Origin of the sequence: Novosphingobium taihuense, from assembly GCF_007830315.1 — a bacterium.
GTDB lineage: Bacteria > Pseudomonadota > Alphaproteobacteria > Sphingomonadales > Sphingomonadaceae > Novosphingobium > Novosphingobium taihuense.
The window spans coordinates 226530-247991 of sequence record NZ_VLKJ01000002.1 but is presented as its reverse complement, the minus strand read 5'-3'; the positions used below and the strand labels follow the sequence as shown (position 1 = coordinate 247991).

Genomic DNA, 21462 nt, shown 5'->3' with positions numbered 1-21462 from the left:
CTAATCCTTCGATCAGGCGCAAGCACGGAAGATCTCCCCGAATTTGCCGTGGTCTGGCGGAACGTTTCAGTCCGTTTCGGGTTTTCCGCGCAGGCGATTCTCATCCGCAGACCGCGCTCGATTTCGGCGCGGCCGGGGCAGACTCGTGTCCGGGCACCACAGGCTTGCTGCAACAGGGATTCTCGATGGCTGAGGCGCACAGTGCCTGAGGTTGGGGCTTACGAATTCAAGCCGCACGAACGGCCGACGCTGCCCGGTTCGCCCGCGAATCCGGATCATCCCGCGCGCCGCCGCGTGGCCTATGGCGCGATCGGAGTGCTGATCGGACTGGCGGGGGGGCTTGGCAATGCCCTGATCGCGGTGAACCTGCCGTTTGCGCAAGGGACGCTCGGGCTGGGGCCGGACGAGGCAGGCTGGCTGACCGCTGCCTACCTGATGACCAATACCATGGCCAACCTGGTGCTGGTGAAATACCGCCAGCAGTTCGGTCTGCAGCCGTTCATTCGCTGGATGCTGGGCGTCTATGTGGTGGCGACGGTGTTCCACCTCTTCGTCCACGGCTTCTGGTCGGCCATCGCGGTGCGCGCGGCAGGCGGTCTTGCGGGCAGTGCGCTTTCAACGCTGACGATCCTTTACCTGATGCAGGCCATGCCTGCGGCCAAGCGGCTGGCCGGGCTGATGATCGGCATTTCGGTGCCACAGATCGCAACGCCGCTGGCGCGCGTGGTCTCGCCCTCGCTGCTGGTTTCGGGCGACTGGCACATGCTCTACTGGTTCGAGCTGGGCCTTGGCCTTGCCTCTCTCGCCGCGATCCTTGCCCTGCCGCTGCCACCGAGCGAGCGCAGCAAGGCCTTCGAGAAGGGCGATGGCCTGAGCATCGCGCTCCTGGTGCCGGGGATGTCGCTGCTGATCGCGGTGCTGACGCAGGGACGCATCGAGTGGTGGACCAGCAGGGCGTGGATGGGCTGGGCGCTGATCGGCGGGCTGGTGCTGGTGACGACGGCCTTCGTGATCGAGCATTTCCGCCGCAACCCGCTGATCAACACGCGCTGGCTGGGCACGCGGCAGATGGTGCGGCTGATCGGCATTGCCGCCGCCGTGCGTATCCTGCTGTCCGAGCAGGCCTTCGGCTCGGTCGGGCTGCTGACGGTGGTGGGGATGACCAACGAGCAGATGGTCGGCCTCAATCTGGTGATCATCGCAGCTTCGCTGGCCGGGCTGATCGTGGCGCTGCTGACGATCGATCCGCAAAGGCCTGCGCGGCCGATCTCGATCTCGCTGGTGCTGATCGCGATTGCCGCCTTCCTCGACATGGGCGCGACCAACCTGACGCGGCCCGAGAACTTCTACCTCAGCCAGGCGCTGATCGGCTTCGCCTCGATCCTGTTCCTGGCCCAGGCGATGATCATCGGCCTTGCCCGGACGCTGCTGGCGGGGCCGCGCAATTTCGTGAGCTTTACCGTGCTGTTCACGATGAGCCAGTCGCTGGGCGGGCTGCTTGGCGCGGCGCTGCTCGGCACGTTCCAGGTGGTGCGCGAGAAGATGCATTCGGCCGAGCTGGTGCAGTCCATCGTGATGACCGACCCGCAAGTGGCCGCGCGCATCGCGGCGGGCGGGCGGCTGGTGGCGCGGACCATCGGCGATCCGGTGCTGCGCAATCTGCAGGGTGCCGGAATCCTTTCGCAGCAGGTGACGCGCGAGGCCAACATCCTGGCGTTCAACGACGTGTTTCTGCTGATCGGCGTGCTCGCTGTGCTGGCGGCAATCTGGTCCTATTTCGAACGCTGGCGCATCCAGCGGAGCGGTGAGGAATCGCCGCTGGTTACCTTGCAGAAGCTGCAGATGCAGGCGGCTGCGGGCGCTGCCCAACCTTCAACCACACCCCCGAGGACACCCGAATGAGCGATGATTCAGCAGTTGCACCGGGCGCCGCGCCTGCAGACAGCTGGAAGCCGCCGCGCCCGAACAGGGGGCGGCTGGCGCTGATCGCGATTGCCGTGCTGGGTGCGGTGGTTGCGGTGCTCTATGCCTGGCACCTGCCGCCGTTCGCGGGCCTCTCGCAATCGACCGACAACGCCTATGTCCGGGGCAAGGTGACGGTGATCAGCCCGCAGGTCAGTGGCTATGTCACGCAGGTCTTCGTGAAAGACTTTGCCCGGGTGAAGAAGGGGCAGGCGATCGCGGTGATCGACCAGCGGCAGTATCGGGCCAAGGTCGAACAGGCGCGGGCGAACCTTGCGGCGCAGGAAGCAGCGCTCGCCAATTCGCAGCAGAGCGAGCGATCGCGCAAGGCGGCGCTGGGCGGGCAGGATGCGGCGATTGCCAGCGCGCAGGCCAACCTTGCCAAGGCGCGGGCAGACATGGCGCGGGCCTCGGCGCTGGTGGGCGATGGCTCGATCTCCGAACGCGAGCGCGACCAGACTCGCGCGGCGCTGCTGGCGGCAGAGGCCAGCGTGCGGCAGGCCGAGGCTGCGCGCGGCGTGGGCGAGCAGGACGTCAAGAGCGTGATCGTCGGGCGCGGGGGGCTGGCGGCTTCGGTCGAGGCAGCGCGGGCGCAGTTGCATGCGGCCGAAGTGGACCTTGAAAACACCGTGATCCGCGCGCCCGAAGACGGGCAGCTTTCCGAAGTGGGCGTGCGGCTGGGCGCGTTCGTGACGGCGGGCACGCAGCTGCTGTTCCTTGTGCCCGACGAGATCTGGGTCATCGCCAACTTCAAGGAAGCGCAAACCGCGCGGATGGCGGTGGGGCAACCGGCAAAGTTCACCGTAGATGCGCTGGCGGGCGAGGAATTGACGGGCAAGGTGGAGAACATCGCGCCGGCTGCGGGGTCCGAATTCGCGGTGCTCAAGGCAGACAACGCGACCGGCAACTTCGTGAAAGTGGCGCAGCGGATTGCGGTGCGGATCAGGGTCGATCCGGGGCAGGCGCTGGCGAAGCGGTTGCGGCCGGGGATGTCGGTTGAAGCGCGGGTGGATACCGGATCATGAGGCGCGCACTGCTTGGCGCGGTGGCTCTGCTGGCGGGTTGCGCCGGGCCGCAGGTGAAGACCGCGCAAGTGCCGCCGGTGGAGGCACCGGGGGCATTTCGGGTTGATCTCGGACCCGGTGTGCCCGTGACGGCGGAGTGGTGGCGCAGCTTTGGCGATCCGCAGATGGCGGCGCTGGTGGAAGAGGCGCTGGCGCGCAATGCCGATATCAACATTGCCGCGGCGCGGGTGCGTGAGGCGCGGGCGCAGCAGGATCTGGCGCGCTCGGCGATGTTGCCCTCGTTGGACGCAGCCTTGGGGGCAACGGATTCGCGCACGATCAGCCCGTTCGGCATGCCGGTGGTGCAGCGCGCCGCGCAGCCGCAGTTGCAGGCGGCGTGGGAAGTGGACCTGTTCGGGCGCCTGTCGGATCAGGTGAGCGCTGCGCGGTCTGGCTGGCTGGCGAGCCAGGCGGCGCGCGATGGGCTAAGGCTCTCGGTCGCCTCGGCCACGGCCAACGCCTATGTCACGCTGCTGGCGCTCGATGACCGGCTGGCGCTGGCCCGGCGCACGGCAGAGACGCGCAAGGGCTCTCGCGATCTGATCCGGCGGCGGGTGGATGTGGGCTATTCGCCCAAGCTGGAATTGCAGCAGGCCGAGGTCGATTATCAGGCGGCGCTGGTGCTGGTGCCCGCGCTGGAGCAGGCGCGGGCGAAGGCGGAGAATGCCCTGAGCGTGCTGGCGGGGAGGGTGCCGGGGCCGGTCGAGCGCGCGGAAGGGCTTGCCGCGCTGACCAAGCCGCCGGTGCCTGAGGCGCTGCCGTCCGAATTGCTACGCAGGCGGCCCGACGTGGCGCAGGCGGAGTATCAGCTGGCCGCGACCGACAGCAATCTGGCGGCGGCGCGCAAGCGGTTCCTGCCATCGCTGCGGCTTTCGGCATCGGCGGGCGTGGCGTTCTCGAACTTGCTGGCGAACCCTGTCGGGCTGTGGTCGATCGGCGGGAGCATTCTGGCGCCGCTGTTCGAAGGTGGGCGGCTGCGCGCGGGTGCCGAAGCGGCAGGCGCGCAGCGCGATGCGGCGGCGTTCGGCTATCGCAAGGCGGCGCTGACGGCGTTTCGCGAGGTCAACGATGCGCTTGCCTCGGTCGAAGGGCTGGACCGGCAGGTTGCGATCCAGACGACGCAGCGCGATGCGCTGGCCGAGGCGAACCGGCTGGCGGGGAACCGCTATCGCGAAGGCTATTCGCCGCTGCTCGAACAGCTTGACACCCAGCGCGGGCTGCTGAGTGCGGAACTGGCGCTGATCCAGGCGCGGGCCGATGCGCTGAACGCAAGGATCAGTCTTTATCAGGCGCTTGGGGGAGGGTGGTCAGCCGCAGATCTCTTGGGCGCGCAGCAGATGTAACCCGATCAGGTTATGCGCGCGCGTGCCGCGTGGGATAGCCTCGCTTCCGGAACCAAAACGCCTGATCACAAGGCGGTGCCCGGAGAGAGCGACATGAAATTCTCGATCATCTACGAAGCGCAGATGGTGGACACGAGCCGCGAGAACGAGCGCGCGGTGTTCCTCCAGATCGTCGAGCAGGCGAAGTATGCCGAAACGATGGGCTTCGACTGCATCTGGTGCGTCGAACATACTGCGCTGACGCAGTACGCCCACATGTCTGCGCCCGAGACGGTGCTGGCGTTCATTGCCGGCGCGACGAGCCGCATCCACATCGGGCACGGCGTGGTGTGCCTGCCGCCTGCCATGAACCACCCGGTCAAGGTGGCCGAGCGCATCGCCACGCTCGACATTCTTTCGCAGGGGCGCCTGCACTTCGGCGTGGGCAAGGGCGGGACGCAGCAGGAGGCGGGGACCTTCGGCTACGACCTGAATGACCTGCAGCCGATGATCGATGAATCGATGTACCTGATCCCGAAGATCATGGTGCAGGACGAGATCGAGCACGACGGCACTTACATCAAGATCCCCAAGCGCCCGATCCACCCGAGCCCATGGCAGGACCCGCACCCGCCGATGTACATGGCCTGCACGCGCGAGAACACGCTGGTGGCGGCAGGCAGCCGGGGCATCGGTGCGCTGGTGCTGGGCTTTTCCGGGCCGGAAGAGATCGCCAGGAAGAACGCGATCTATCGCGAGGCCTTCCGCACCCGCAAGGCCGAGGACCAGGTCGGCTTCCGCCCGACCGAGCATCTCGCCGCGCTTTGTGCCGCGACCGTGCTGGATGACCGCGACAAGGCGCGCAAGATCGGCCTGCGCGGCCAGCGCTTCTTCGCCGAATCCATCGCCTATTGGTATCAGGGCGGACCGAAGCCGACGGTGGATGAGAACCTCGATGCCGAGGACCACGCCAAGGTGCTGGAGCAGGGCAAGCAGGCAACCATCGCCTACCTCTCCGAAGAGGCGATCCCAGTGGGGGACGAGCACCTTTCGAACTACACCGTGGCGCAGGACGCCTATGGCACGCCCGACGATTGCATCCGCTATGTCCAGCGGCTGAAGGATGCGGGCGCCGACGAGATCCTGTTCATCTTCCAGATGGGCGGCATCCCGCACGAGATCATCATGGAGACGATCCGCAACATCGGCGAGAAGGTGATCCCGCATTTCCGCGCGCTGGAAGAAGCTGCGGCCGGGGTGATGGAGGCGGCGGAGTAGGCCTCTGCTATCGATTCATGGCGTGAGCGCATGGACCCCGGCCTGTGCCGGGGTGACGTAAGACATTTCGTTCGACTCTTAGCGTCATCCCGGCGGAGGCCGGGATCCATTTGCTGTCGGTTGGCGCTGGTTGAGGGGTGATATGCTGGCTGGGTGGGGTGCTTGGCGGTTGTCGGATCGCGGGGACGCGGCCTATGTACTGGGACATGGGCGGAGCGATCGACGAGGGTTTTTCGGATTTGCTGGCCCGGCTCTATGCCGGGGTGTCGCCGGGCGTAACGGGCGAGCAGCCCTGGCGCGCGTTTCTTGAAGCGCTGGCGCGGTGGATGGAGGCGAGTTTTGCGACGCTGATCATCACGGCGCCGGGCAAGCGCCAGCCCGCGACATTCCTGACGCCGGGATCGGATGCAGACTTCGACGCGGCCTATACCGAGACGCTGTTTGCCGAGGACCCGTTCCAGGGGCTGAGCGATGGCGTCGTCACCTCCTATGCCGAATTCATGGCCGATCTGCCGGAGGGCGCCTTTGCCACCTATCGGCGCGCGATGGCAGAAAGCGGGTTCGACCGGGTGCTGGGGATCGATCTGCATTTCGGCGGGAGCAGGGCCGGGCGGCCCGACGACGGGCGTTATGAGGCTCGGTTCCGGATCAGCCGCCACAACTCGCTGCCCGATTTCACCCGCGAGGAGCGCGCGCGGCTGCAGGCGCTGGCGCAGCATCTGCGCATTGCGGTGACCTTGTTCGAGAAGCTGCAGTTTGCAGGCGCCGAGCACGGCATGTTCCATGCGACCGCGCAGGGGCTGGGCCTTGCGCTGCTGGTGCTTGACCGCAATCGCCGTATCGTCAGCAGCAATGCGCTGGCCGAGAGCCTGTTGGCGCAGGATGAAGGCTTCAGGAGGAGGGGCGAAGAGCTGGCCTTTGCCGACGGCGCGCACCAGCGGCTGGTGGGCGAATTGCTGGCCGATGGCCGTCGCGGCGGTGGCTTGACGCGCTTTCGCATCGAGCGGCCCGGCCATGGCGATCTGGTGGTGACGGCGCGGCCCTTGGACCTGAGCGCCATTCACGCCGGGACCGGAGCGCTGGCGCTGTTCCTTGCCAGTCCGCATCGCCAGCAGGGGCCGGAAAGCCGCAAGGACCCGGCGCTCTTGCGCGAACTGCTTGGCCTGACCATGGCCGAGGCGCGGCTGGCTTCGGTGCTGGCCGAGGGGATGAGCCTGGTCGAGGCGGCGCGGGCGCTGGGCATCGCGCACAACACCGCCAAGGTGCAGCTGCGCGCGGTCTTCGCCAAGACCGGGGTGCACCGGCAGGCGCAGCTGGTGGCGCTGCTCGCGTCGCTGGCCGGGTAGTCCTTGCGAATTTCATGTTGGGCCTGCGCCATTCTCCTTGAAAAACGTAATTCAATAGATCATGAATTACGCAAGATAAGATAATGGCCGGGGATAAGGGGATGGCTGCGCAGGATTCGCAGGTCGTTCGCTCCGGCATCACGGAGCTGCCAGCATGACTTCGAACCGCTTTCCCCACCTGCTCTCGCCGGGCCGCATCGGCACGATGGAGACGAGGAACCGCATCGCCGTGGCTGCGATGGGGGTGAGCTTTTCGGAAGACGATGGCACCGTGGGTGAGCGGATCATGGCCTATCACGAGGAGCAGGCGAAAGGCGGCGTCGGGCTGATCGTCTCGGGCGTGGCAGGGGTGGCATGGCCGGTGGGCGCGGTGGCCATGGGCCAGACCGCGATCTCCGAGGACCGTTTCATTCCCAAGCTCAGGGAAATGACCGACCGCGTGCACAGGCACGGGGCGAAGATCGCCGCGCAGCTGCACCATGGCGGGTTCGTGGCCGGCTATTCCTACAACCGCTGGGGGCACAAGCTGTGGGGCCCTGCGGTGCCGCCCGCGCCTAAGGGCAGCTTCATCGACTACTTTCTGATGGAGGAATTGCAGGCGCTGGCAGGCATGAAGATGCCCGAGATCAAGGTGCTGGAGCAGGAGGACATCGATCTCGCCGTCAGCCAGTTTGCCCAAGGCGCGCGGCGGGCGAAGGAGGCAGGCTTCGATGGCGTGGAGATCCACGGCGGGCACGGCTACCTGCTGTCCTCGTTCACCTCGCCCTATACCAACAGCCGCACCGACCAGTATGGCGGCAGTCTGGAAAACCGGCTGCGGCTGACCTGCGAGGTCATCCGCGCAATCCGCGCCGAGGTGGGCAGGGATTACCCGGTGTGGATCAAGCTCGATTCGCGCGAGGTGGGCAAGCCGGGCGGCATCACGCTGGAGATGGCGCAGGAGGCAGCAAGGCTGGTCGAGGCGGCGGGTGTCGATGCGATTGCCGTGACCGCGTACCACGATACTGCTGTGGGCAAGCTCCATTCGGAATCGAACATCCCGCATATCGAGGACTGGAACCTGCCCGCCGCCAAGGCGATCCGCGAAGTGGTGTCGATCCCGGTAATCGGTGCGGGCCGTGTCGAGGTGGAGACGGCGGACGCGACCATCGGCCGGGGCGAGGCAGACTTCGTGGCGATGGGGCGCAAGCTGCTGGCCGATCCGCATCTGCCGAGGAAACTGGCGGAAGGGCAGGACGAGAAGGTTCGCCCTTGCGTCTATTGCTACACCTGCGTGAGCGCGATCTACATGGGCGAAAGCGCGCGTTGCGCGGTCAACCCGGATCTGGGGCTGGAGTTCAAGGGCGCGGTTGCGCACGCCCAAGGTTCGAGCAAGGGCCCGCGCAAGTTCGCAGTGGTGGGCGGTGGTCCCGGCGGCATGGAGGCAGCCCGCAGGCTGGCGGGGCTGGGGCACAAGGTCACGCTGATCGAGAAGTCGGATCGCCTTGGCGGCACGCTGCGCTTTGCCAGCCTTGCCTATGAACCCAACGAGCGCGTGCTGGAATGGCTCAGGCGCGAAGTGGCAGAGGCAGGTGTCGAGGTGAAGCTTTCGACGCTGGCGACGCCCGAATTGCTGCGGGGGCTGGGGGCAGAGGCGGTGATCGTGGCGAGCGGGGCGGTGCGCGGGATGCCCGCCATTCCCGGCAACGACGGGACCCACGTCTATTCCGGCGACGACATGCGCGCGATGATGCTGGGCGAGGATACGGCGGCCCTGAAGCGCAAGACCGGGCTGTTCACGCGCCTTGCCACCAAGGTCGGCGCGGCGACCGGGGCAACGGCCAATCTCGCGCTGGTGCGCAAGGCGACCCATGCGTGGATGCCGCTGGCCGACAGCGTGACGATCATCGGCGGCGAACTGGTGGGGCTGGAGCTGGCCGAGTTCCTCTGCGAGCGCGGACGCACCGTCAACGTGATCGAGGAAGCGCCACGACTGGGCAAGGGGCTGACGCTGGTGCGACGGATGCGGCTGATTGCGGAGCTGGCCGAACACGGCGTCGGGCTGCACGGCGGGGCGAGGGACATCGTCATCGGCAAGGACAGCGTGAGCTTCGTCAATGCGGCGGGCGAGCAGCTATCGGTGCCGGCGGGCAACGTGATCGTGGCCAAGGGGGCGGAAGGGGACCATTCGCTGGCCGATACCTTGCGCGCGGCCGGGTTCACCGTTCATGCGATCGGCGATGCCAATGGCGTTGGCTATATCGAGGGTGCGATGCGCGGCGCCGCAGATGCCGTGCGCGCGCTGGCCGATGCGTGACAGGGGCGCTCTTGCATTGCGCATGATCCGCACTCGCGCCGATTGCGGTCGATAATGAGGTTGACGGATCGCAACCCCTTGCGCAAACCGACCCGAGACAATTCGGGCGGCACGCCGGGGACCATGACGCAGACTTTCAGCTACGACGCGACCGATCTCAACATCGTCGAACAACTCCGCCTGAACGGGCGGGCCAACAACCAGCAGATCGCCGAGAAGCTCGGGCTGACGGCGACGACGGTATCCACGCGCATCAAGCGCATGGAAGATGCCGACCAGCTGCGCGTGGTGGCGGTCTCGGACTTCACTGCGCATGGCTTCAATGTGCTGCTGCGCATCTCGGTCCAGGTCGATGGACGTCCTGCTTCGGAAGTGGCGGCCGAACTGGCGGCCTTGCCCGAAGTCTTTGCAACGCATCTGGTGACCGGTCGCTACGACATCGACATGCTCGTGGCGCTGCATGATTTTGACGATCTTTCGCAGTTCCTGCTCGATGACCTTTCCGGCATCCGCGGCATCCGCTCGCTTACCCCGGCTGTGGTGGTCGACATCATCAAGTACAAGTTCGACGTGGCCCCGATCGCGGGCCGCAGCGGCGTGACCAAGGGCGGGGAGGGCTGAACCATGGCGGCACCGGCACTTGACGCGCTCGACCAGCAGCTGATCGAAATGCTCTCGCAAGACGCGCGCGTTTCCAACCGCAAGATCGCGGCGGAACTGGGCGTGACCGAAGGCACCGTGCGCGGCCGCATCAAGCGGTTGCAGCAGGACGGTCTGATCGCGTTCACCGCGATCACCGGCTTCGAGATGGGCAAGCGCGCACGGCTCGCCTTCATCAATATCCAGGCCGACGTGCACCGCGTGCGCGAAGTGGCGCAGGTCGTGGCCGACATTCCCGGCATCAACGCGGTGCTGATCACGATGGGCGAATTCAACCTCGCCGCGCTGTGCCTGATCGATGAGCTTGATGCGCTGGTCGAACTGGCCTCGGACAAGATCCTGGCGATCGATGGCGTGCACCACGTCGAAACCTCGATCGCGGTGAAGACGGTCAAGTACAACTCGCGCATGGCCAAGATCACCAAGCCTGAAGTGATCGACGACGACGTCTGAGCGTTTCGGGGCCTGAGCGTTTCGGGCCCGAGCGGCGGGGTTGCGACGGTCTGCAGCGCAATGGACCCCGGCCTGCGCCGGGGTGACGGTTGCCTTGACGGCATAATTTCACAGAATTTTCCACGTTATCCCGGCGCAGGCCGGGATCCATGTGCTGTCGGTCTTGTGCCGATGGTGGGGACGGGTGCGGGGTGGCTGCGGGTTCGTGGCGGGTTGAGCCGTTTCACTTTGCATTTGCGTAGAGCAAATGATATATAATAGCGCAGATGGCAAGATTGATCCGGATTCGCCCGTCAGTCGCGGACCGGGTGAGGGGAGTGAGATTGACGCAGACCAGCCTTCCGCTCGATGCCCGGTTGAAGCGCGTGCTGCGGTTCATGCCCGCGCCGCTGGGCATCGTTACCAGCTTCGATCCAGACAGTGGCGCGCCGGTGGGGCTGGCGATGTCGGCACTGATGCCGGTGTGCCTCGATCCGCCCGCCATGGCGATCTGCGTGAACCGTTCGGGCAGCGCCTATGACGCGATGGTGCGGGCAGGGCGCTTCTGCATCAATCTGCTGCAGGCGGGGCAGGACGGGCACGTTTTGCCCTTTGCCGATCCCGCCGCGCGCGATGCCCGGTTCACGCAGGAGGATTGGCGGCAACATGTGCACCATTCACATGCCAATTCTCGACATGGGGGCGTGTGGTTCATCGACAATGCGCCTGCCGCGATCTTCTGCACGATCCGCCAATCCGTCAGCTTCGGCACGCACGACCTGCTGGTGGGCGAGGTGGACGACCTGATCACCTCGGGCAGCGACGACATCCTCGGCTGGGCCAATGGCGCGCTCTGCCGGCCCGCTCCAATTTCCTGAAGGCGCAAACCCGATGACCGATCAATCCCTGCTCGCCCGCATCGACCGGCTGGAATCGCTCGACGCGATCCGGCAGTTGCCCGCCAAGTATTCGCTCGCGCTGGACATGCGCGATGGCGATGCCTGGGTGAACCTGTTCCCCGAGGACGTCCGCGTCGGCGGCGGCAAGAGCGGGCGCAAGGCGCTGCGCGACTGGTTCGACGAGACGCATTCGATGCAGTTCGACGGGACGAGCCACCACATCGGCGGCCACGTGATCGACTTCGACGATCCCGACCATGCGCAAGGCGTGGTCTATTCCAAGAACGAGCACGAGTGCGGCGCGGATTGGGTCATCATGCAGATGATGTATTTTGACCAGTACGAACGCATCGAGGGCCGTTGGTACTTCCGCCGCCGCCTGCCGCTATACTGGTACGCGAGCGACCTCAACAAACCGCCAATCGGCGATCGCAAGATGCGCTGGCCGGGTGTGCCGCCCTATCATGGCAGCTTCCACGACCTGTTCCCCAGCTGGAAGACCTATTGGGCACGGCAGGGGCAACCGCATGACGGGCCGGTCGAGCCGCCCGCGCCGTTGGAAAAGTTCATCGAGACGATGCGCCGCGGTGCGCCGTTGCCTAAGCCCCGCGTGCGGAGTTGACCGGCGTGGCTGACGTCTTCTCGCCAGTCCACATCGGTGATCTGAGCTTGCGCAACCGCGTGGTCATGGCCCCGATGACGCGTGACCGGGCGGGGCCGCTCGACGAGCCGACCGACCTGATGGTCGAATATTACCGCCAGCGCGCCTCGGCGGGGCTGATCGTGACCGAGGGCACCCAGCCTTCGCCGCATGGCAAGGGCTACTGGCGCACGCCTGGCATCCATTCGCCCGAGCAGGTGGCAGGCTGGCGCAACGTGGCCGATGCGGTACATGCAGAAGGCGGCCTCATCGCGATGCAGCTAATGCACGTGGGCCGCGCGGCGGTGCGCGCGAACAAGGCGGCGGATGCCGAGACGGTTGCGCCCAGTGCCATTGCCTGCCCCGATCCGATACCCGGCCCCGATGGCGTGCCGGTGTCGACCGAGATGCCACGGGCTTTGGCAGCGCACGAGATTCCGGGCGTGATTGCCGAGTATGTGAGCGCGGCGCGCAATGCCCGCGAAGCCGGGATCGATGCGGTGGAGCTGCATTGCGCCAGCGGCTACCTGCCGATGCAGTTCCTTTCGTCCAATTCGAACCAGCGCAGCGATGCCTATGGCGGCAGTGCCGAGAACCGCGTGCGCTTCGTGGTCGAGACGCTTGCAGCGCTGGCGGCGGCGGTGGGGCCGGGGCGCGTGGGCTTTCGGATCTGTCCGGGAGTGACCTTCAACGGCATGGCCGATGCGGACCCGGCGGAGACTTACGCCACGCTGCTGAAGGCGGTGGACGGCATGGGTCTGGCCTATTGCCACCTGATCCATATTCCCAATGCGGGGTTTGATGCGCTGGAACTGGTGCGGGCCAACTGGACGGGCGCGGTGATCGAGAACTGCGGGCTGACGCTGGACAAGGCCAATGCGGTGATCGGCGAGGGCAAGGCCGAGGCGGTCTCGTTCGGATACGCTTATATCGCCAATCCCGATCTGGTGGAGCGATTCCGAACGGGTGCGCCGCTCGCCAAGGGGGATCGCAACACCTTCTACACCGGCCACGGCGACGACGCGCGCGGCTATACCGATTATCCGCGTGCGGGTTGAAAGAGGCGACATGCAAAGACTCGAAGGCAAGCGCGCGGTCGTGACCGGCGGGGCGCAAGGGATCGGCGCGGCGATTGCGCGGCGGCTGGCGGACGAGGGCGCGGTTGTCGCCGTGCTCGATCTAGCGGCGGAGAAGGCGGGCACGGTGTTGTTGCATCCTCACATCGGCGTGGCATGCGACGTTGCCGACAGTGCATCGGTAGACGCGGCCTTTGCCGAAGTGGCGGCAAAGCTCGGTGGGGTTGATGTTCTGGTCAACAACGCCGGGATCGGCAGCGCACCGGGCGATGGCATGGCCGAGTTCTATGCAGGGCAGGCCGCGCGCGCCGGGGGCGATGACAGCGCCTTTGCCGACCAGACCATCCATTGCAGCGACGAGGGCTGGTCACGCGTGCTGGCGGTGACGCTCGACGGTGCGTTTCGCTGCAGCCGCGCGGCGGTGCGGATCATGAGCGAGCAGGGGACCGGAGGCACGATCGTCAACATCGGCTCCACCGCCGCGCTCGCGGGCAATGGGCCGGTGCCTTACGTGACGGCCAAGGCTGCGGTGCTCGGCATGACCCGCGCGATGGCGCGTGAACTGGCGCCACGCGGCATCCGGGTCAACGCGGTCAATCCGGGGGCAACCGAAACGCCGATCTACGCGCCCCTGCCCGAAGAGGTGAAAGCCGCCGTTGCGGCCGACAGCGTGATGAAGCGGCTGGCGCGGCCCGAGGAAGTGGCGGGCGCGGTGGCCTATCTCGCCAGCGACGATGCCAGCTATGCCACCGGCAGCACGGTCAACGTCAATGGCGGGGCGTGGTTCAGCTAGAAGCCGGTATCGCGCCTATTTCCGCAGCTATACGAGCGCTCATCCTGCTGGCTTCGCGTTGGGCAATGAGCTCGGGCAGGAGAAGGATGCAGGCGAGGAGGTTGATGGCAACCGCCAGCTTGAACGCAGAGATCAACGCCGCGTTCGATCTCCTACGGTTTCCGGCCTGAACGTCCACAGGCGAGCTGTCCCGGCGGCAGGAATGGGCTGGTCTCGATGCCACGAGCAAGGCCTCCAGAATTCGGGTTGCAACTGCGCAGGCATACCCAACCCTCAGCCAAGTTATTGGTTCCCGTGGATTCTCTCAGAATGCGATTTCAACAGTTGGCCCCGCTTCACCGGGCCAGCAGCTTCGCGCGCGGGGAGGAAATCCCCTGCGGGGAAGGCCCGGGCCTGGGGGGTGACATGATCATCGAACAAGCCGAAAGCCCGGTCCGCTTGGTAAAAGGCGGCCCCTTCAGGCGTTGTGCGATCGCCGCGCGCTGGCAAGGCAGCGTCAGAGGAAGAGATCGCCGTTCTCGCCGCCCATGAGCATGTTGGCGTAATTGCGGGCAAAGCCGACAGGGTTGTTGGCAACGTGGGCGCGGGCCATGCGGACGTCGTGCCACAGGTCCTGGAATGCGCTGCCGGCATAGACCGAGCGGCCGCCCGCCACATCCATCAGCAGGTCCATCGCCTTGATGCAGCGGTCGCCCACCAAGCTTGCCTGATAGCGATAGCGGACGCGGTCGAGCATGGTCGGGCGCCAGTCCGCTGCTTCCATCTCGTCATAGGCGCGAACCATCACGGCGGTGGCTTCATCGGCAAGGTTGGCGGCGCGGGCAATGCGGGCAAGCACGTCGGGGTCGGCGTTGCTCTTGGTCATGTCGGTGGTGGTCATCCCGGCGCGCTCGCGCATCAGGGAGATGGCATGACGCACCGCGCCGATCGCGCTGGTGTTGACGACGCGCACGAACACTTGTGCCCATGGCAGGTCATAGACGCCGGGGCCTTGTTCGTGGAGACAGTTGAACCCGTCCATCTGCTTGTGGGTCATGTGGTCGGGCACGAAGACGGGCTCGTCGATGACGATATCGTTCGACCCGGTGCCCTGCAGGCCCATGGTGAACCAGGTGTCGTCGATGCGGTACTGCGTGTTCGGCACGAGGTGGGTGCGATAGCCCTCTTCGGGGATGACGCCGCCCAGCAGCACCCAGTTGCAATGCGCCGAGCCGCTTGACCAGCCCCAGCGACCCGAGAGCATCACGCCGCCATCGACCTTCTCGGCCCTTGCTCCCACAGGGTTGTAGGAGCTGGAGATCATCGCGTCGGGGCCATCGGCAAAGATCGTTTCCTGCGCGCGGCGGTCCATCAGCGCGATCTGGTAGTTGTGGACCGCGACGATGCCGAGCGCCCAGGCAGTGCTCATGTCCCGCTCGGCAATGGCGATCTGGTCAAGGAAGAAGTCCTGCGGGCGACCGGCGTGGCCGCCGTACTGTTTTGGCGTGAAGTGGCGGAAGAAGCCGTCCGCCGTCAGCGCATCGACCACCGGCTGCGCAATGCGCCGCGCTTTCCGGCCCTCGGCGGCATGGGTGGCCACCAGATCAAGCGTGGAAGCGGAAATGGCCATCGGTAGTCTCCCCAAAACTCATGCGCACATGCTGGAATTAATTTCTCCGCATATACTGCCTTTCAAAGACTCATACTGTCTTATGCGTGATATTATAGAGAAAAAATCACGCAATGCCCAAAGTGACAGGGGATAAAGCAGAATTTCTGCAAAACCCGAGGCAAAGCTTCCGCAGAGCCGGGTCGTTAGGGGACAATTCATCCACTGATTCGTAAATTGGATAATATTGAATTACGCATTGGATTGACATGGCGGCCCGAATCATCGCAGATGCGCTGAACCGCCGGAAGGTTTGGAAGAGGAGGCCGTGATGGCGCAGGATTCGAACTTGCAGGACTTCGCAGGGCAAGTCGCCGTGGTGACCGGCGGCAGCGATGGCATCGGTCTCGCCACCGCGAAACTGCTCGCCGCGCGTGGCGCGACCGTGGTTATCTGCGCCCGCCGTGACGACAGGCTCGAGGCAGCGCGCGCCGAGATCGCAGAGGTCGGCACGGTCGAGGCGGCCAAGCTCGACGTCTCGGACTTCGATGCCTTCACCGCGCTGATCGAGGACGTGGCCGCGCGCCATGGCCGGCTCGACATGCTGGTGAACAACGCCATGTCGGTCCACTACGCTCCGATTGCCAAGCTTACGCTGGAGCACTGGCGCAAGGACTTTGCGGTCAATGCCGATGCGGTGTTCGTGGGCACGAAGGCGGCGATGGCGGTGATGGCACGGCAGGAGCCCGAAGGCCGCCAGCGCGGTTCGATCGTCAACATCGCCTCGACCTGCGGGATCAAGGCGCTGGCCAACATGGCAAGCTATTCGGCATCGAAGGCGGCACTGGTGCACTTTACTGCGGCAGCTGCGATGGAGGGTGCGCCGCTTGGCATTCGCGTCAACGCCATCGTGCCGGGGCAGGTCCAGACTGCCGCGACGCAGGATTACGAAAGCCGCGCGCCCGATTTTGCCGCCGCCACGACCCGTGCGATCCCGATGCAGCGCGGGGGCGAGCCGGATGAACTGGCCGAGGCCATCGTGTTCATGCTTTCGCGCAAGGCGAGCTACATCACCGGCACCGCGCTGCCCGTCGATGGGGGCAAGGCCGCGCAACTCTACATGCCGGGCTAACACATGAAGCTTGGATTTTCCGCCGCCGACGAGGCATTTCGCGAAGAGTGCGCCGCCTGGCTGCAGGGCCAGATGGCGGGCGAGTTCCGCGACATCAGGGGCGTCACACAGCTTACCGCTATGCCCGAACGGCGGCGCGAATGGGAACAGCAGCTGGGCGAACACCGCTGGGGCTGCATCGGCTGGCCGAAGCAGTGGGGCGGGCGCGATGCTTCGCTGGCCCAGCAGGTGATCTTCGCCGAGGAATATGCCCGCGCCGGGGTTCCGGGCCGGATCAACCATATCGGGGTCGAGCTTGCCGGACCCACGATCCTGACCTTCGGCACCGAGGAACAGAAGCGCCGCTTCCTCCCCGATATTGCCGCTGGCCGCACGATCTTCTGCCAGGGCTTTTCCGAACCCGGCGCGGGATCGGACCTTGCCAGCGTGCGCACCAAGGGCAGACTGGAAGGTGGGGAATGGCCAAATGGAGAATGGATCGTCGATGGCCAGAAGATCTGGACCAGCCTTGCCCACATTTCCGACTGGATCTTCGTCGTCACCCGCACCGAGGAAGGATCACAAGGCCCCAAGGGGCTGACGTTCCTGATGATGCCACTGGACCAGCCCGGCATCGAAGTCCGCCCTATCCGCCAGATCAACGGCGATGCCGAATTCAACGAGACCTTCTTCACCGAGGCGCGCTGCCCGGCAGATAGCCTGATCGGCGCGCCCGGCGATGGCTGGAAGATCGCGATGGGCCTGCTCGCCTTCGAACGGGGTGTCTCCACGCTCGGCCAGCAGATGGGCTTCCGCAATGAGCTGGACGAGATCATCAAGGCGGCGAAGCAGACGGGCAAGGACCGCGATCCGGTGATCCGCCAGCGTATCGCCAGCGCCGAGATCGGCTTGCGCCTGATGCGCTATGGCGCGCTGCGGATGCTTTCGAACGCGGACCATTCCAGCATCGATGGCGCGGCGCTGACCTACAAGATCCAGTGGGCCTCATGGCGCCGCCGCCTTGGTGAACTTGCGATGGACGTGCTGGGGCAGGCTGGCGAGGTTGCCGCGGGCGAGACTTACGAATGGGATGTCCTGCCCAACCTGTTCCTGTTCAGCCGCGCCGATACGATCTACGGCGGCACCAACCAGATCCAGCGCAACCTCATTGCCGAGCGGGGATTGGGCCTGCCAAGGGAGCCGAGGGGCTAGTGGGCGGCTGATCGCCAGAGACACGCTCACCCTTGCCCCGATGCGTAGCGCGCTCTAGGCTTCGCTTACGCAATCCGGGGGGTACCACTTGGCCGAGGACAAGCCGAATACACGCCGCGCCAAAGCTGGCGCGCTCGACGAGATCGACCTTCGCATCATCGAAGTGCTGCAGCGCGATGGCCGCGCGCAATCGACGGTGATCGGCGAGGAACTGGGGCTGACCGGCAATCTCGTTGCCAACCGCATCCGCGCAATGGACGCCGCCGGGCTGATGCGCGTGGTTGCCCTGTCGGATTTCCGCGTCCACGGCTATCGCCTGCTCGCGCGCATCCGCCTTCAGGTGAGCGGCCGCGCCCCGCTCGAAGTGGCGCAGGAACTGGCGACGCGCGAACACGTCCTGTCGGTCCACCTCACCTCTGGCCGCTATCCGGTGAGCTGCCTCTACGCCTTCCACGCCGCGCGCGAGATGATCGAAGCGGCGCGCGATGTCTCGGCCGGGATTGCCGGGGTCGAGGACGTCGACGTCGAACTGCTCAACACCGTCTATCGCTACAACACCGCCGTTGGCCCCATCGCCGCATGATCGACCAGTTCCCGCAGACCGACGAGCTTGACCGCCAGATCGCCGAGGCGCTCGCTGATGATGCGCGCCTTTCCTTCCGCAAGATCGCCGCAGACCTTGGCGTAACCGAAGGCACCGTGCGCGGACGGGTGAAGCGGCTCCAGAACGCAGGGCTGCTCAAGCTCGTCCCCATCGTCGATATCGCGCGCGGACTTGATGCTACCAACGCCGGGCAGCACATGATGTTCGTGACGGTGAAATGCGCTAGCGGCAAGCTGGATGCCGTTCGCGAAGGCCTGCTCGCCCTGCCGCAGGTACGCGCGCTCTACGATGCCAACGCCGCCCTGCGCCTGATCGCCATCTGCGTCCTGCCGAGCCTCGAAGACGCCGCCGCCGTCACCAACCAGGTCCTGGCGCTGGACGGCATCCGCGAGGCCGAGACCGAACTCGTCCTCCAGACGGTAAAATACAACGCTGCCATCGGGCCGATTGCCACGGTGGAGGATTTGCGCGGGCAGGGTGAAGCCGACGACTGAACGGAAACGGCGTTACCCCGGCACCTAGACCTTCGCCCGCCGCCCAATCCACGGCGCGGCTTTTTCGACCTGTCCGGCCAAGCGGAACAGCAGGCCTTCCTCGCCATAGCGGCCGGTGACCATCACGCCGATGGGCAACCCGTCCTTCGACATTGCCAGCGGCAGCGACATCGCGGGTTGGCCGGTGCCGTTGTAGATGCCTGTAAAGGCGGTGAAGGTGCCGACCTCGCGCCCCCAGTCCATCATGCTGCGCCCGGTATCCAGCCCGATGCGGCCCAGCGGCAGCGGCGGGGCAGACAACGTGGGCGAAAGGATCACGTCCCAGCGTTCCATGAACTGCGCGATCGTCACCGCCGCGGCCTGATAGGCATTGTTGCCGCGGGCGTAGTCCATGCCGGTATAGCTCTTGCCCATCGCGATGAAATCGAGCGTGGTCCGCTCCAGCACGTCCGGCCCCAGTTCGATGCCCAGCGCTCTGGCGCGGTCCACGCAATCGGCGGCGACTGACGATGCCATCAGCGCGAAGCTGCTGGCCCCGATTGCAGCCATGTCGATCTTCGGCGCGGCTTCCTCGACATGGTGGCCAAGGCTTTCGAGCAGCCTTGCCGCCGCGCGCGTGGCCTCCACCACTTCGGGATCGACCGGCGCGCCGGAATTGGGCGTCAGCATCAGGGCAATCCGCAACTTGCCAGGATCGCGCCCCACTTCCTGCAGGTAGGGCCGCTCGGGCGTTGGCGCGGAATAGCGCGAGCCCGGCTCTACCCCATGCGTCGCATCAAGGATCGCGGCGGAATCGCGCACCGTGCGGCTGACCGCGTGGTGGACCGACATGCCGCCCCAGCCTTCTGTCCGCGCAGGTCCCATTGGTACCCGCCCGCGCGATGGCTTCAGGCCGAACAAGCCGCAGGCGGACGCCGGAATGCGGATCGAGCCGCCACCGTCGGTGGCATGCGCCGCCGGAATCACGCCCGCCGCCACTGCCGCCGCCGCGCCGCCCGACGAGCCACCGGCGATCCGCTCAGGATTCCACGGATTGCGCGTCGGGCCGTTGGCCACGCTCTCGGTCGTGCCGGTGAGGCCGAATTCGGGCGTGGTCGTCTTGCCGAAGATCACGAAGCCCGCGCGTTCGATCCGGCGCACCAGTTCAGAGGTGACACTCGCGCGCTGGCCCTTGTAGAGGCGGCTGCCGTTCTCGGTCACCTCGCCCGCGATATAGGTGTTGAGGTCTTTCAGCAGCCACGGCACGCCGCTGAACGGACCTTGCGGCAGACCCGCCGCTATGGCCTTGCGGCCATAGTCGTAGTGCTTCTGCGCCATGAAATTGAAGCGCGGGTTCAGGGCCTCGGCCCGCGCGATTGCGGCTTCGAGCAGTTCGGTGGCCGAGACCTTGCGCTTCTTCACCAGATCGGCAAGCCCGAGGCTGTCGTGGGTATCGAGTACTTCGCTCATGGCGTGTGCATTTCCCGGCAGGCCGGCGGTTGCGGCAAGCGCGATCCCGCCAGCTAGGGCTTCCCGTCTGGTGGCTTTCACTTCACGTAGTACCGCGAATAGTACTTGCGGAACTGCGCGATGGGGCCGTCGCCCTCGCAGATCAGCGCGTTGGGCTCGAACTTCTGGCGATCCCAGATCACCTTGTCCTGATCGAACTGCTTGCAGATGTCGCGGATGATTGCGCGGGCAACCCCGGCGCGCTCGCCCTCGGCTTGGGCACGCGGCTGGGTGAAGCAGAAGCGCACGTGGACATGGTCCAGCTCGACCGGCGTGATGCAGGCCACCAGCAGCGTTTCGGAAATACCGGTAAAGCGCGTCCAGCTCTGGCCCGGGCCCATCGTGTCATAGCTGATCTGGCCGTCGACCTCGCCCCAGGGCGTGCCCATCTTGGCCTTGACGTCGGCCCCGCGGCCCCATTCGCCCCAGCGCAGATCGCCCAGCGGCACGTTGGCGGTGCCGTGGATGTACTTGAAGTGGGCCACGTCCACCCCGTTCTCGGCCATGTTCTGGATCGATCCGTAGACGTTCCATTCGTAGATGTCGTAATCGGTCCACTCGGGGTCGGTCGCCTCGGGCAGATGCTCCACCTCGAACAGCGGCGCGGCGTCCTCGGGGTGATACCACACCCAGATCCAGCGGTTGGCCTCGGTCACGTGCCAGGTGCGCGTGCACTTGCGCTTCACCTGCGGCGGGATCGACTTGGAGTAGGGAATCTCCTTCACCACCCCTTCCTCGCCATCATAGCGCCAGGCGTGGAACGGGCATTCGAGCAGGTTGCCATGGACTTTGCCGCCATGGCCCATGTGCGCGCCCAGATGCTTGCAATAGGCATCGATCACGCGGACTTTGCCGTCCTCGCCCCGCCACATCGCCAGATCCTGCGAGAAATAGCGCAGCGGCTTCACCTCGCCCACGGCAAGGTTGGCGCAAAGGTCGATGGGATACCAGCCGAACGGGAAGCCGATGTCGAGATTGCGTTCGGCCACCGAAGCCCGCCCCGGCACCGGCGCGGTACGCCAGTCGGTCAGGTCCTTGCCTTTCAGCTTCTCGAGTATCTGCCACACCGCCACCGGAGCGGTGCGGGCATCTGCTGCCACTGTGTCGCCCATGGTTTCACTCCTGAATTGCCGGGGCGGGGGTTGTCTCCGCATGCCGGCGATCACTGGGGGGAGCAGACTTCCCGGCTCCCGTAAG

Annotated in this window: 19 protein-coding genes; 16 read left to right on the top strand and 3 right to left on the bottom strand. The window is 66.0% G+C overall.

From position 1 onward, the window contains the following. The first annotated feature begins 201 nt into the window (after positions 1–201). From IQ25_RS06120 to IQ25_RS06065, 12 genes are all read left to right on the top strand, one after another. Positions 202–1902 carry an MFS transporter gene (locus IQ25_RS06120; RefSeq protein ID WP_258536964.1) on the top strand — a complete coding sequence of 567 codons (1701 nt, stop codon included), beginning with the start codon at positions 202–204 and terminating at the stop codon, positions 1900–1902. Further along, positions 1899–2987 (top strand): HlyD family secretion protein, encoded by a 1089-nt coding sequence (locus IQ25_RS06115; protein WP_144903773.1) that lies wholly within the window; start codon positions 1899–1901, stop codon positions 2985–2987. Before IQ25_RS06120 ends, IQ25_RS06115 begins: the two co-directional genes overlap by 4 nt. Beyond that, a complete protein-coding gene (locus tag IQ25_RS06110; protein ID WP_144903770.1) occupies positions 2984–4369 on the top strand; it encodes an efflux transporter outer membrane subunit in 1386 nt (461 codons plus the stop codon). Before IQ25_RS06115 ends, IQ25_RS06110 begins: the two co-directional genes overlap by 4 nt. Before the next feature lie 93 nt (positions 4370–4462). After that, positions 4463–5626 carry an LLM class flavin-dependent oxidoreductase gene (locus IQ25_RS06105; RefSeq protein ID WP_144903768.1) on the top strand — a complete coding sequence of 388 codons (1164 nt, stop codon included), beginning with the start codon at positions 4463–4465 and terminating at the stop codon, positions 5624–5626. 194 nt (positions 5627–5820) lie between these two features. Continuing rightward, positions 5821–6972: a helix-turn-helix transcriptional regulator gene (locus IQ25_RS06100; protein WP_144903765.1), complete on the top strand. Its 1152-nt coding sequence runs from the start codon at positions 5821–5823 to the stop codon at positions 6970–6972. Positions 6973–7126: 154 nt separating this feature from the next. Continuing rightward, on the top strand, positions 7127–9268 hold the full coding sequence (locus tag IQ25_RS06095; RefSeq protein WP_144903762.1) for an oxidoreductase: 2142 nt from the start codon (positions 7127–7129) through the stop codon (positions 9266–9268). Positions 9269–9346: 78 nt separating this feature from the next. After that, entirely contained in the window at positions 9347–9889 is a 543-nt protein-coding gene (locus IQ25_RS06090; RefSeq protein ID WP_258536963.1) for an Lrp/AsnC family transcriptional regulator, read from the top strand. A gap of 3 nt (positions 9890–9892) precedes the next feature. Beyond that, on the top strand, positions 9893–10381 hold the full coding sequence (locus tag IQ25_RS06085) for an Lrp/AsnC family transcriptional regulator (protein ID WP_144903759.1): 489 nt from the start codon (positions 9893–9895) through the stop codon (positions 10379–10381). 317 nt (positions 10382–10698) lie between these two features. Then, positions 10699–11238 (top strand): flavin reductase family protein, encoded by a 540-nt coding sequence (locus tag IQ25_RS06080; RefSeq protein ID WP_258536962.1) that lies wholly within the window; start codon positions 10699–10701, stop codon positions 11236–11238. Positions 11239–11251: 13 nt separating this feature from the next. Beyond that, on the top strand, positions 11252–11881 hold the full coding sequence (locus tag IQ25_RS06075) for a nuclear transport factor 2 family protein (protein ID WP_144903753.1): 630 nt from the start codon (positions 11252–11254) through the stop codon (positions 11879–11881). Between the two features lie 5 nt (positions 11882–11886). Continuing rightward, positions 11887–12957 (top strand): alkene reductase, encoded by a 1071-nt coding sequence (locus tag IQ25_RS06070; protein WP_144903751.1) that lies wholly within the window; start codon positions 11887–11889, stop codon positions 12955–12957. A 10-nt stretch (positions 12958–12967) separates the two neighbouring features. Further along, a complete protein-coding gene (locus tag IQ25_RS06065) occupies positions 12968–13768 on the top strand; it encodes an SDR family NAD(P)-dependent oxidoreductase (RefSeq protein WP_144903748.1) in 801 nt (266 codons plus the stop codon). 496 nt (positions 13769–14264) lie between these two features. Here the strand turns inward: IQ25_RS06065 and IQ25_RS06060 are convergent, their stop codons facing one another. Beyond that, entirely contained in the window at positions 14265–15377 is a 1113-nt protein-coding gene (locus IQ25_RS06060; protein WP_144903746.1) for an acyl-CoA dehydrogenase family protein, read from the bottom strand. A gap of 310 nt (positions 15378–15687) precedes the next feature. Between IQ25_RS06060 and IQ25_RS06055 the strand changes: the two genes are divergently transcribed. The 4 genes from IQ25_RS06055 (at position 15688) to IQ25_RS06040 (ending at position 18777) form a co-directional block, all read left to right on the top strand. Beyond that, entirely contained in the window at positions 15688–16488 is an 801-nt protein-coding gene (locus IQ25_RS06055; protein ID WP_144903743.1) for an SDR family NAD(P)-dependent oxidoreductase, read from the top strand. A 3-nt stretch (positions 16489–16491) separates the two neighbouring features. Beyond that, positions 16492–17679 (top strand): acyl-CoA dehydrogenase family protein, encoded by a 1188-nt coding sequence (locus IQ25_RS06050; RefSeq protein WP_144903740.1) that lies wholly within the window; start codon positions 16492–16494, stop codon positions 17677–17679. A gap of 88 nt (positions 17680–17767) precedes the next feature. Next, positions 17768–18262 (top strand): Lrp/AsnC family transcriptional regulator, encoded by a 495-nt coding sequence (locus tag IQ25_RS06045; RefSeq protein WP_144903737.1) that lies wholly within the window; start codon positions 17768–17770, stop codon positions 18260–18262. Next, the gene (locus tag IQ25_RS06040; RefSeq protein WP_144903734.1) at positions 18259–18777 is read left to right on the top strand and encodes an Lrp/AsnC family transcriptional regulator; all 519 of its coding nucleotides are present in this window, start codon (positions 18259–18261) and stop codon (positions 18775–18777) included. The genes IQ25_RS06045 and IQ25_RS06040 overlap by 4 nt, the downstream gene beginning before the upstream one ends. A 24-nt stretch (positions 18778–18801) precedes the next feature. On the opposite strand, the gene IQ25_RS06035 is transcribed toward IQ25_RS06040, so the two are convergent. Continuing rightward, on the bottom strand, positions 18802–20226 hold the full coding sequence (locus IQ25_RS06035) for an amidase (protein WP_246415644.1): 1425 nt from the start codon (positions 20224–20226) through the stop codon (positions 18802–18804). A 77-nt stretch (positions 20227–20303) separates the two neighbouring features. After that, positions 20304–21377, bottom strand: coding sequence for a Rieske 2Fe-2S domain-containing protein (locus IQ25_RS06030; RefSeq protein ID WP_246415643.1), 1074 nt, complete (start codon positions 21375–21377; stop codon positions 20304–20306). Positions 21378–21462 lie beyond the last annotated feature (85 nt).

What these genes read in the sequence shown, in the direction of transcription:
- IQ25_RS06085 (WP_144903759.1), top strand. Translation starts at nt 9,893, where the DNA reads ATGGCGGCACCGGCACTTGACGCGCTCGACCAGCAGCTGATCGAAATG.
- IQ25_RS06110 (WP_144903770.1), top strand. Translation starts at nt 2,984, where the DNA reads ATGAGGCGCGCACTGCTTGGCGCGGTGGCTCTGCTGGCGGGTTGCGCC.
- IQ25_RS06105 (WP_144903768.1), top strand. Translation starts at nt 4,463, where the DNA reads ATGAAATTCTCGATCATCTACGAAGCGCAGATGGTGGACACGAGCCGC.
- IQ25_RS06030 (WP_246415643.1), bottom strand. Translation starts at nt 21,377, where the DNA reads ATGGGCGACACAGTGGCAGCAGATGCCCGCACCGCTCCGGTGGCGGTG.
- IQ25_RS06050 (WP_144903740.1), top strand. Translation starts at nt 16,492, where the DNA reads ATGAAGCTTGGATTTTCCGCCGCCGACGAGGCATTTCGCGAAGAGTGC.
- IQ25_RS06065 (WP_144903748.1), top strand. Translation starts at nt 12,968, where the DNA reads ATGCAAAGACTCGAAGGCAAGCGCGCGGTCGTGACCGGCGGGGCGCAA.
- IQ25_RS06115 (WP_144903773.1), top strand. Translation starts at nt 1,899, where the DNA reads ATGAGCGATGATTCAGCAGTTGCACCGGGCGCCGCGCCTGCAGACAGC.
- IQ25_RS06075 (WP_144903753.1), top strand. Translation starts at nt 11,252, where the DNA reads ATGACCGATCAATCCCTGCTCGCCCGCATCGACCGGCTGGAATCGCTC.
- IQ25_RS06060 (WP_144903746.1), bottom strand. Translation starts at nt 15,377, where the DNA reads ATGGCCATTTCCGCTTCCACGCTTGATCTGGTGGCCACCCATGCCGCC.
- IQ25_RS06040 (WP_144903734.1), top strand. Translation starts at nt 18,259, where the DNA reads ATGATCGACCAGTTCCCGCAGACCGACGAGCTTGACCGCCAGATCGCC.
- IQ25_RS06035 (WP_246415644.1), bottom strand. Translation starts at nt 20,226, where the DNA reads ATGAGCGAAGTACTCGATACCCACGACAGCCTCGGGCTTGCCGATCTG.
- IQ25_RS06095 (WP_144903762.1), top strand. Translation starts at nt 7,127, where the DNA reads ATGACTTCGAACCGCTTTCCCCACCTGCTCTCGCCGGGCCGCATCGGC.
- IQ25_RS06055 (WP_144903743.1), top strand. Translation starts at nt 15,688, where the DNA reads ATGGCGCAGGATTCGAACTTGCAGGACTTCGCAGGGCAAGTCGCCGTG.
- IQ25_RS06100 (WP_144903765.1), top strand. Translation starts at nt 5,821, where the DNA reads ATGTACTGGGACATGGGCGGAGCGATCGACGAGGGTTTTTCGGATTTG.